At 58.4% G+C, this 10,988-nt stretch carries 4 protein-coding genes; all 4 read right to left on the bottom strand.

What is annotated here, in order from left to right; all coding sequences use genetic code 11:
* Positions 1 to 4: 4 nt before the first annotated feature.
* Genes glgX through L2A60_RS05620 form a run of 4 tightly spaced genes read right to left on the bottom strand, consistent with a single transcriptional unit; the run spans position 5 to position 10,803 of the window.
* Positions 5 to 2,113: a glycogen debranching protein GlgX gene (gene glgX, locus L2A60_RS05635; protein ID WP_235703392.1), complete on the bottom strand. Its 2,109-nt coding sequence runs from the start codon at positions 2,111 to 2,113 to the stop codon at positions 5 to 7.
* The gene (glgB, locus tag L2A60_RS05630; protein WP_235703391.1) at positions 2,113 to 4,281 is read right to left on the bottom strand and encodes a 1,4-alpha-glucan branching protein GlgB; all 2,169 of its coding nucleotides are present in this window, start codon (positions 4,279 to 4,281) and stop codon (positions 2,113 to 2,115) included. Before glgB ends, glgX begins: the two co-directional genes overlap by 1 nt.
* The gene (treS, locus tag L2A60_RS05625) at positions 4,268 to 7,594 is read right to left on the bottom strand and encodes a maltose alpha-D-glucosyltransferase (RefSeq protein WP_235703390.1); all 3,327 of its coding nucleotides are present in this window, start codon (positions 7,592 to 7,594) and stop codon (positions 4,268 to 4,270) included. Before treS ends, glgB begins: the two co-directional genes overlap by 14 nt.
* Positions 7,585 to 10,803: a maltotransferase domain-containing protein gene (locus tag L2A60_RS05620; RefSeq protein WP_235703389.1), complete on the bottom strand. Its 3,219-nt coding sequence runs from the start codon at positions 10,801 to 10,803 to the stop codon at positions 7,585 to 7,587. Before L2A60_RS05620 ends, treS begins: the two co-directional genes overlap by 10 nt.
* Between the last annotated feature and the right edge of the window lie 185 nt (positions 10,804 to 10,988).

Genomic DNA, 10,988 nt, shown 5'->3' with positions numbered 1-10,988 from the left:
ATAATTATGTGTTCTCTTCGATTATCGCACCGAGTACGACCATGGAACGCGAGACGACCATAATCTCGTTACTGCCGAAACGGCTTCGTTCGATCTTTGGATTTGCCGTATCGGCTTCCAACGTCCAGTTCAGGACAGGTTCCGGCAAAATAAAGTTGCGATCCTCTTCGGATGCGTTCAATAACAGAAGCGTAACATCGGGGCACTCAGATTCCTTCGTTGCACGGCGTAATGCGAGCAGGCGCGCCGCAGGATCGGTCCATGTTTCACTGGTAAGTTCATTTGCCTGTTCATCGAACCAGGCGGTATCCATGATTCCGGGGGTGATCGTCTCCAGACCATGACGGAACACCGCGCTGCGCAGGCTTGGATAACGTTGCCGCAGTGCCGTAAGCGTGCCGACGAGGCGAGCCAGTTCCACGGCGCTGCCATCCTTCAGCACCGACCAGTCAAACCAGGAGATACCGTTATTTTGACAATATGCATTATTATTGCCGCGTTGGGTGCGGTTCATTTCATCGCCGCCAAGCAGCATCGGGGTGCCGTAGGAGACAAACAGGGTTGCTAGAAGCGCGCGCTTGAACCGGTCGCGGATCGCATTGATCTCGGGATTGTCAGTTTCTCCTTCGATGCCCCAATTGGCGGAGATATTGTCGCTATGGCCGTCCTGGTTGTTTTCGCCATTTTCGAAATTATGCGTTTCCGCATAGCTAACCAGATCATGCAGGGTGAAACCATCATGTGCGGTGAGGAAGTTGATCGAAGCGAATGGCTTGCGGCGGCGGCGATCGAAAAGCTCGGGTGAACCCATCAGGCGGCGTGCGATTTCGGGGCGCTGGCCAGCATCGCCACGCCAGAAGCGGCGCACACCATCACGAAACTCACCGTTCCATTCAGCGAATCCGGGCGGATGATTGCCGAGTTGATAGCCACCCGGTCCGATATCCCACGGTTCGGAAATCAGCTTGAGACGCGAGAGCAATGGGTCCTGTCGGATTGCGTCGAAAAACCCTGCGCCTGGATCGAAGCCGCCTGTTTCGCGCCCTAGAATCGTGCCGAGGTCGAAGCGGAATCCGTCGACTTGGTAGGCTGTTGCCCAGTACCGCAAACTATCCATCACCATTTGCAAGACGCGCGGGTGGGTGATGTTAAGCGTGTTACCGCAACCCGTGTCGTTGATGAAATGTCGCTCGTGGCCGGGAAACAGGCGATAGTAGCTGGCATTGTCAAGACCGCGCCAGGACAGCGTCGGTCCCATTTCGTTGCCCTCGCAGGTGTGGTTGTAAACCACGTCGAGAATAATCTCGATGCCGGCTTCGTGCAGTCGGCGCACTGCGGTACGAACCTCATTGCCGCCTTGTTCTGCATCGGCCAGATAGGTGGGTTCCGGCGCAAAAAACCCAAGAGTGGAATAACCCCAGTAGTTGCACAGTTTCCGTTCGATCAGGAAGCGGTCTTGCAGATAGGCTTGGATTGGCAGAAATTCGATTGCGGTGATTCCCAGTGCGCGCAAATGATCGATCACACGCGGTTCCTGCAATGCTGCGAAAGTGCCGCGACGTCGCTCTGGAATGTCTTCGTTCAGCTTGGTGAAACCGCGAAGATGCGCTTCGTAGATAACGGTCTCACTCCAGCCGCGATTGGGACGGCGATGATCGCCCCAAGCCGCCGAGTCACCGACGACGATCGATTTCGGCATGGCGAGCGCGCTATCGCGCCGGTCGAAAGAAAGATCGACGCGAGCGGCCCCCACCCTGTAGCCGAACAGAGTATCCGACCAATGAAGCTGTCCGAATAATGCCCTAGCATAAGGGTCCAGCAGCAACTTGTTGGGATTGAAACGGTGTCCTCGTTCCGGTTGATACGGCCCATGAGCGCGGTAGCCGTAGATCAGCCCCGGCAGAGCATCGGGCAGATAGCCGTGAAACACCTCGTCGGTGCAATCCGGCAGATCGTATCGGGCGATTTCACGCCGGCCGCCGCGATCGAAAATGCACAATTCGATACGATCCGCATTGGCCGAGAACACGGCAAAATTGATTCCCAGTCCATCCCATGTCGCTCCCAGAGGATCGGGTTGACCGGGCAGGAGTCTTGGGGGCATGATTGCCATCAGCGATCCTTGCGCAGAATAAGCACGCCGAGCGGTGGTAATGTCAGAGAAAGCGAGGCCGCCATGCCGTGGCTTGCAACGGTTTCTGCGTTGGCCCCGCCAAGATTGCCGAGATCGGAGCCGCCGTAAGTCGCGGCATCGCTGTTCAGCACCTCCACCCAATGACCCGGAGACGGCACGCCAACACGATAGGCGTGGCGCGGGACGGGTGTGAAATTGGCAACGACCAGGATCGTCTCTTCCGAATTGCCAGTTTGGCGCAGCCATGCGAATACGCTTTGGTTGCGATCGTCGCCGATAAGCCAGCGAAACCCCGATGGGTCGAAATCGGTGCAGGACAATGCAGGTTCCGCACAATAGACGCGGTTCAAATCGCGAACGAGATGGCGCACCCCCCCATGATGCGGTGCCTCAGCCTCTGGCCAGGCAAGCTGGAGGTCATGATTCCATTCGTTGGCTTGGCCGAACTCCTGACCCATGAATAGAAGTTTCTTGCCCGGCTGGGTCCACATGAAAGAGAGATAGGCGCGTAGATTGGCGAAGCGCTGCCAGTTGTCGCCGGGCATTTTTCCGAGCAACGACGATTTTCCGTAGACGACTTCGTCATGCGAGATCGGTAAAATAAACCGTTCTGAAAACGCATAGATCAGTCCGAAAGTCATGTCGTCGTGATGATAGCGGCGGTTGATCGGGTCCTGCGCGATATATCGCAGGGTATCGTGCATCCATCCCATGTTCCATTTATGGGTGAAGCCGAGGCCGCCTTTGTCTACCGGAGCGCTGACGCCGGGCCACGCTGTCGATTCCTCGGCGATCAGCATTGATCCTGGCGCGTATTCGGTGATCGCGTCTGATAATTCGAGAAGAAAGTCGATCGCTTCGAGATTTTCCCGGCCGCCGAAACGGTTTGGAATCCATTGCCCTTCGGCGCGCGAATAGTCGCGATAAAGCATCGACGCGACGGCATCGACCCTGATGCCGTCAACGTGATAGCGATCGAGCCAAAACAGAGCGCTCGCGATCAGGAAGTTGCGAACTTCGTTGCGGCCAAAATTATAGATCAACGTATTCCAGTCCTGATGAAATCCCTCGCGTGGGTCTTCATGTTCGTAGAGGGCCGTGCCGTCGAATCGAATCAAACCATAGGCGTCGGTCGGGAAATGCGCGGGAACCCAATCGAGAATGACGCCAAGCCCAGCCACGTGGCAACGATCGACGAAAAAAGCGAATTCGTCAGGCGTGCCGAGAATCGGCATTGGGGCGAATTGTGACAAGGGTTGATAACCCCAGGAACCGCCGAAAGGGTGTGCCATTATCGGCATAAATTCGATATGGGTGAAACCAAGATCGGTAACGTAGGGGATCAGCGTGTCGGCAAGTTCGCGCCAGAGGAACGGGCGCCCATCGTCATGGCGACGCCAGGATGCCACATGAACTTCGTAGATCGACAACGGTGCGTCGGAATGGGCATTGCGCCGCTGCATCCACAAGTCGTCGGTCCAGGAAAATGGCGCGTTATCGCCGACGATGGCGGCTGTGGCAGGCGGCCCTTCAAATTGCCGTGCGATCGGGTCGGCTTTCAGCAGGATCGCACCATCGCGTGTCAGGATCTCGAATTTGTATAGACTGCCGATTGCCAAGCCTGGAATGAACAGCTCCCAGACGCCAGCGCCGTGGCGCAACCGCATCGAGTGGCGCCGGCCGTCCCAGGCGTTGAAGTCGCCGATCACCGAAACACGACACGCATTCGGTGCCCAGATCGCGAAGCGCACGCCAGCGACGCCATCAATCCGCATGAAGACCGCGCCAAGACAATCGGCGAGTTTCAACTGCCGCCCCTCGCCCAGCAGATGCAGATCGAGATCGCCGAGCAAAGGCGGAAATCGATAGGAATCATCGAAAATCTGCACCGAACCGCCCCAATCGACCCGCAGGCGATAGGTATCATTCCGTGTTAGTTCGCCTTCGAAAATTCCTGCTTCATGAATACACCGCATTGTAATTGGCTTTTCGCCGGAGGATGTGAGCAGATCGACGCCGCGTGCTCCCGGCTGGATTGTCCGCACTACGACGTGACCACTAGCTTCGTGCGGGCCAAGGATTGCAAAAGGATCGCCATACCGACCGGCGGCAAGCGCATCCAGCGCGGCGCTGTCAAATGCCGGCATCGAACTCTCCTTCGGCAATCGTGGCGCAGAGATGGATCAGTCCGCCAAGGGGAATATCAAGCCACGAGGGGCGATTTGCTGTTTCGTAGCAGATTTCGTATGCGGCTTTTTCGATCAGAAACAACGATAGCAACCGATCCCACGTGCCCTCGGCAACCCATGGATGAACCGCTTCGGCAGCCACGCTCCGATAGGCGTCGGTGAAGCTTGCGCTTGACGCGACGACAAAGCGGGTCAGGATTGACTGTCGGCGCTCCCGAACACGATCAGTCGAAGCAAAGGTCGCGCGCTCAACCGAAGCTGCGGCGTAATCGAACGAGCGCAACAATCCCGCAACGTCACGCAACGGAGATGCCTTGGCCCGGCGCAGCGCAAGCGGTTTCGCCGGTTCGCCCTCGAAGTCGATGAGATAGGCATCGCCCTGAGCCGCAAGGATCTGACCAAGGTGAAAATCCCCATGAATGCGCGTTTTCAGGGTTCCAATCCCGGCCTCGCCCAATCCAGGTAAAGCTGCTTCAAGCATGCCTCGCGCGGCGATCAGTGCATCGATTTCCTCTGCAACCGCGTCCTCGACATGATCGCGCGCGCGCGCCAGAGCAGCAAAGGCAGCTCCGAGTTGATTGTGCGCGGTATTTACCCATTCTTTGGCGTCGCCTTCTGTGGCATTTAGTGGATTAAAGTCGGGCGATTCGGTTGGTGTTGCAAGAATTGCGTGCATTTCAGCCAAACGTCGACCCATTGTCGCAGCGAAAGGCAGATAGCTCGCGAGTGCGTCCGCCTCCCCTGCTTCGTCGAGCTTCGCGTGGATTGCGGTATCGACCGCACGGCCCAGCGAATCCAAAGTCCATTGCCAGGCATCGCCTTGATTGCGAACGAAGCGCTGCACGACGATCAACGTATTGTTCTGTCCGTCGGCATTCGAGCGGATGACTTCGCCAAGCAATGCAGGTGTGTTGGCGTATCCGGCCTCGGTCAAAAAGCGGCTCATTTCGGTTTCGGGGTGAAGGCCGCTCTCGATTCGGCGCAGAACCTTGATGATCGCGGCATCGCCAACGATCATCGAGCTGTTCGATTGTTCGGCCGAGAAGCGCCGGATTTCCGCATCATCGGTCAGTGGAAGATCGTCGATTTGAGTTGTCGGCAAAAACCGGATTTCGCCGTCTTTGAGCTCGATGCGCGTGCTGTCGCGAAGGTTGGCAATGATGTTGTGTGGCAGCGTATCCAGCGCAAAAGCATCGGTGAGGTAACCGACCCGGCGATGCCGCCGGATTCGTGCCAGCGCCAGTTGCTGCACCAAGGGATTTGTCGTCTCGTCATCCCAGTTAACGGAAAGCGGCACCTGATATGTTTCTTGTGTTTCCCCTGCTTCGACATTCACTTCCGCAAGGAGAAGGCCGGTCTCTTCGCTGCCGACGATATCCGCACGCCCCAGCGTTGCCGCCTTGATCTGGCGATCTTTTCCCGCAAACCAGCGGCGCCGCGCCAGGTAATTCGGCAGACTCTCGGTTTCCAGCACGCGACGCGCTTCGGTATTTAGCACATCCGACAAGCCGTTGCGCATCACGAGTGTGGCGAATTCGGGCAATGATTCTGACGGCTGGATACGCCAACTCGGCATCGTGCCTTCGCTGGCAAGGCTGAACCAGTAGAAGGCATAAGGCGGCAAAGTAAGCATGTATGGCAGTTCGCCCACCGGCGGAAATGGCGATCCGCCGAGGAGATCGACCGGAGCGCGCCCCGCCAGGGCGCTGAGATCGAGCTCGACCGCCTGCGCGGTGCGCGAGAGATTGTAGACGCAGAGAATAACCTCGTCTTCATCGTCGGACTCGGCGAACTCGCGGATATAGGCAAGGATTTTGCGATTGCCGGGATAGAGAAACCGAAGCGTGCCGCGGCCGAAGGCGCGATGGCGGCTGCGCATGGCCAGCATCCGCCGCATCCAGTTCAGCAGCGAATGCGAGTCGGCAGCCTGCGCCTCGACATTGACCGACTGATAACCATAGATCGGGTCCATGATCGGCGGCAGGACAAGTTGCGCCGGATTCACGCGAGAGAATCCGCCATTGCGGTCGGGCGACCATTGCATCGGGGTGCGCACGCCATCACGATCGCCAAGATGGATGTTATCGCCCATGCCGATTTCATCGCCATAGTAGATTACCGGGGTTCCGGGCATCGAGAGCAACAAGCCGTTCATCAGTTCGATGCGCCGCCGATCGTGTTCGAGCAAGGGCGCAAGCCGGCGGCGAATTCCGAGATTGAGCCTCGCGCGCCGGTCTCCGGCATAGGTTTCCCAGAGATAGTCGCGCTCGGAATCGGTGACCATTTCAAGCGTAAGTTCATCGTGATTGCGCAAAAACACCGCCCATTGACAGGATTCCGGGATTGCCGGCGTCTGGCGCATGATGTCGGAAATCGGGAAACGATCTTCCTGGGCGATCGCCATATACATGCGCGGCATCAGCGGAAAGTGAAACGCCATATGGCATTCATCGCCATTGCCGAAATATTGCTGGGCGTCTTCCGGCCATTGATTCGCTTCGGCAAGCAGCATCCGCCCCGGCGAGTGCCGATCCATTGCTTCGCGGATTTGCTTGAGGATCGCATGGGTCTCGGGAAGGTTTTCGTTATTCGTGCCTTCCCGTTCGACGAGATAGGGCACGGCGTCGAGCCGTAAGCCGTCGACGCCAAGGTCGAGCCAGAACCGCATGATCGCCAGGACATCATGGAGAACCCGCGGATTGTCGAAATTGAGATCGGGTTGATGGCTGTAGAAACGATGCCAGTAGTAGGCGCCGGCCACCGCATCCCATGTCCAATTCGATTTCTCGGTGTCGATGAAAATGATGCGCGTGCCATCGTATTTCTGGTCGTTGTCGGACCAGACATAGTAATTGCGTGCGGCCGAGCCCGGTTTTGCCGCGCGGGCACGCTGAAACCACGGGTGCTGGTCCGAAGTGTGGTTGATGACCAGTTCGGTAATCACGCGAATGCCGCGCTGATGCGCCGCGTCGATAAGACGACGTAGATCGGCGAGCGTGCCATATTCTTCGTGGACTGCGCGGTAGGAGCTGATGTCGTAGCCGTCGTCCCGCCTGGGCGATGGGTAGAATGGCAGAAGCCAGATCGCCGTGACTCCAAGCTCCGCGATGTAGTCCAATTTCTCCATAAGTCCGATAAAATCGCCCACACCGTCATTGTTCTTGTCGAAAAAAGACTTGACATGAACTTGGTAGATCACCGCGTCCTTATACCACAGCGGATCGTCATTCGGGGGACTCGCAGCCGATTTCATCGGGCGTTTCATGGGCATACCCGCCAGATGCAATAGGGAATTTCCCGCGGATCGAGGCTGACCATCTGGTGCTTGCCTTGCCAGGCGAACGACACGCCGCGCACCAGATCCTCGGCCTGCAAAAAAGCGTCATCCTGGAGTCCGAATCGCCAAAGCGGAAGTTCGATCGTCGCATCCTGACGGTTGAACGGATCGAACCCGATCGCGACAAGAATGACATTGGAACGATCCACATTCGATTTTTCGAAATAAAGCACCTGATCGTTGGAGGCCGGCAGGAAGGTGAGACCGAGATGGCTGTGCAAGGCCGGATTGTGGCGGCGGATGCGGTTGAGTGCCGTGATTTCTTCGATGATATTGCCCTCCCTGTCGTGATCCCATGCCCGGATCTGATATTTTTCCGAATTGAGATATTCCTCGCGGCCGGGCAGGGCTTGCGATTCGCACAGCTCGAACCCGTTATAGACGCCCCACAGGCCCGAAAGTGTGGCAGCCAGGGCTGCGCGGATCAGAAAGCCGGGGCGGCCGGATGTTTGCAGAAACACCGGATTGATGTCCGGCGTGTTGACGAAGAAATGCGGACGAAAGAAACCGTGTGGCGCCGTTTCGGTCAGCTCGATCAGATACGCCTTCAACTCCTGTGCGGTATTGCGCCAGGTAAAGTAGGTATAGGATTGCGAAAAACCGAGTTTCGCCAATCGGTACATCAATTTTGGCCTTGTGAATGCTTCCGCGAGGAAAATCACGTCCGGGTGATGGGCGCGAATGTCGCCGATCAGCCACTCCCAGAACGGCAACGGCTTGGTATGCGGGTTATCAACCCGAAAGATGCGGATGCCCTGATCGACCCAAAAAACGACCACATCGCGCAGCGCGACCCATAGCGACGGCATCGCGCCTTCGGTGTAGAAATCGACATTGACGATGTCTTCGTATTTTTTCGGCGGATTTTCCGCATATTTGATCGAGCCATCGGGCCGCCAGTCAAACCATTCGGGATGTTCGCGCAGCCAGGGGTGGTCCGGTGCGCACTGGATCGCGAAATCGAGCGCGATTTCAAGGCCATGTTCCGCCGCCGCCGCCAAGAGTTTTTGAAAATCATCGAATGTGCCAAGTTCGGGATGGATCGCGTCGTAACCGCCCTCCTCGGCGCCGATGGCATAGGGGCTGCCGGGATCGGCCGGGGTTGCGGTCAGTGCGTTGTTGCGGCCCTTGCGGTTCTTGCGGCCGATCGGGTGAATCGGCGGAAAATACAGCACGTCGAAACCCATGGCGCGGATGCGCGGCAATTGCGCGATGACATCATCGAACGTGCCGTGGCGGGATGGATCGCCGCTCTGGCTGCGCGGGAAAATTTCATACCAACTTGCAAAACCCGCTGCCTTCCGCTCGGCATCGATTTGGAACGGTGTTGCCAGTCGGCTCAGGAAGCACCGTTCCTCGCATTCGCGCATCAGCGCGATCGTTGCTGGATCGGTCAGCAACTGGCGGCGACGAGCCGGGTTATCGTCACGAAAATTAGTGAGAAGCCTGGCAAAATCATCGGCATATCTGGCTGACGCGCGATGCGCCGTCGATTCGACGAAACCGATTCCTTCGGTCAGTTCAAGATCGATCGGAACGGACGCCGCGTGTTTTTTGGTGATTTCCTCGACGAAGCCGCCAAAGCGATCGACCCAGACTTCGATCGTGAACAGATATCGCCCGAGGCGTTCGAGCTGAAAGCCGGCGAACCAGCGATCGTTGCTCAGCAGGGTCATCGGAGTACGCCACCATTCCGCTTCGTCGACGCCGCGCCAGAGTAGGTCGGCCGCGAGCACGCCGTGACCGTCGCAGATCAAATCGGCCTCGACCGTGACGTGATCGCCGACCAGACGCTTCGTCGCGAAGCGGCCATTTTCGACTGCTGGTGTGACGGCTTCGATCGCGATTCGCGGGGCGGCTACCGCGTTTTCCGCCGTCGGGCGAGAGCGTGGCGGGATGACGATCGGCGCGGAATGATTGGCACGAAGCATCGATGCCCCACCGGCGGCAAGCGTGATGGATGTGTCATTTTGGTTCGGTCGCCCGCACATATCGCCGACGGATTCGAATGCGCCGATCGCTTCGCCGAGCCAAATCCGAAGCTGGCGAAACGGGATCGCGACCTGTTGCTCCAGCGACGCGTTGAGGAGAAAAATGTTAGAAGTGCTATGGGCGGTTCCACGTGCGAGGACAACGACGTCGGATGAGGGCGGCGAGACGATCCGGGCTGGATGCTCGAACAGCCCGCGATAATGCCGGCGGCGCGCATTGATCGTGGTGATCGCCGCCGTCAGACGCGATGCGGGCATGGCCATGCCGGATGCGAAATTCATCGGCATGATCCAGGAATCGCCGAGAAAGCTTGCAAGTTCGAGCGCGCGCCGCGCCGCGGTTTCGGTTGGCACCGGAAATTCGCCGGAATGCTCGAAAGGCGGTGCCGCGAAAGCGATTATCTTGCCGACGTTGCCGATCCGATCGACATCATCGGCGAGCCAGCCGGCGCGAAAATCCCACCAGCACGCGGATGATGCGGCAAAATCGAAGCCACAGCCAGAGAGTTTGCGAATCGCCCGCGCGGTTGCGCCGAATGTCGTTGCGATGAAAATGGTGGCGGCGTCGCGGGTTTTTGCCGCGCCGATCAGCCGTTTCCAGACAGATGCCGGAACCCGATGTGCCGCCTCGCACCGGAATCCCGCGATGCCCAGCTTCTGCCATGCGGCGATGCGCGCATCCCACCAATCGACCGGCGTATCGGCCTCGGAAATGAACCGGAAATCCAGCCCGTCATCAGACGCGACGAACCAGTCGGGGTGTTCGGCCACGAGGACTGCATCGCGGTCGATCTTGTCGATCGCGATATCGAGCAGAAGCGCCATATCGAGCGTGCGGAGCAATGCGGCGAAACCCGCAAGTGCCGGATCGGCACTGGACCCGCCGCTATCATGATGCAGAACGTCAAAATCGCGCGCGTGAAAGGGGCGATCGGACATCCCGGACGCGAAGGGCGGTGCGAGCAGGATCGCCTCGAAGCCGAGCGCCGCCGCATGATTTGCGCAATCGCTCCATGCGGCCGTCCCACCGGCGAGACCCGGATGCAGATGATAAATCGACGACGGAGCCGCGCGCGGCCGCGAGGCATTCAATTCGTCCGACAGGCCGGCATCGACGCCTGTAGCGAGTGTCGTGACGAATTTGTCATCCATGCGGCATCATCCTCACGCAACCTCGGACGGCAGGTTTTCGTATCGCAACGGATTTCGGGACGATTGAACCATCGCCCCCTCATGGTCAAGCCGGACGGGGCGCTCGTCCCGGAGCGTGCTTGACCGGGATGTGGGCCGCACCGGCACTGTGTTCAAGGCGCCGGCCAGGATTGCCGGATACCGCA

Source organism: Acidiphilium iwatense (assembly GCF_021556475.1).
GTDB classification, from domain to species: domain Bacteria; phylum Pseudomonadota; class Alphaproteobacteria; order Acetobacterales; family Acetobacteraceae; genus Acidiphilium; species Acidiphilium iwatense.
The sequence above is the reverse complement of the archived record's forward strand: the minus strand, read 5'-3'. Positions and strand labels throughout refer to the sequence as shown.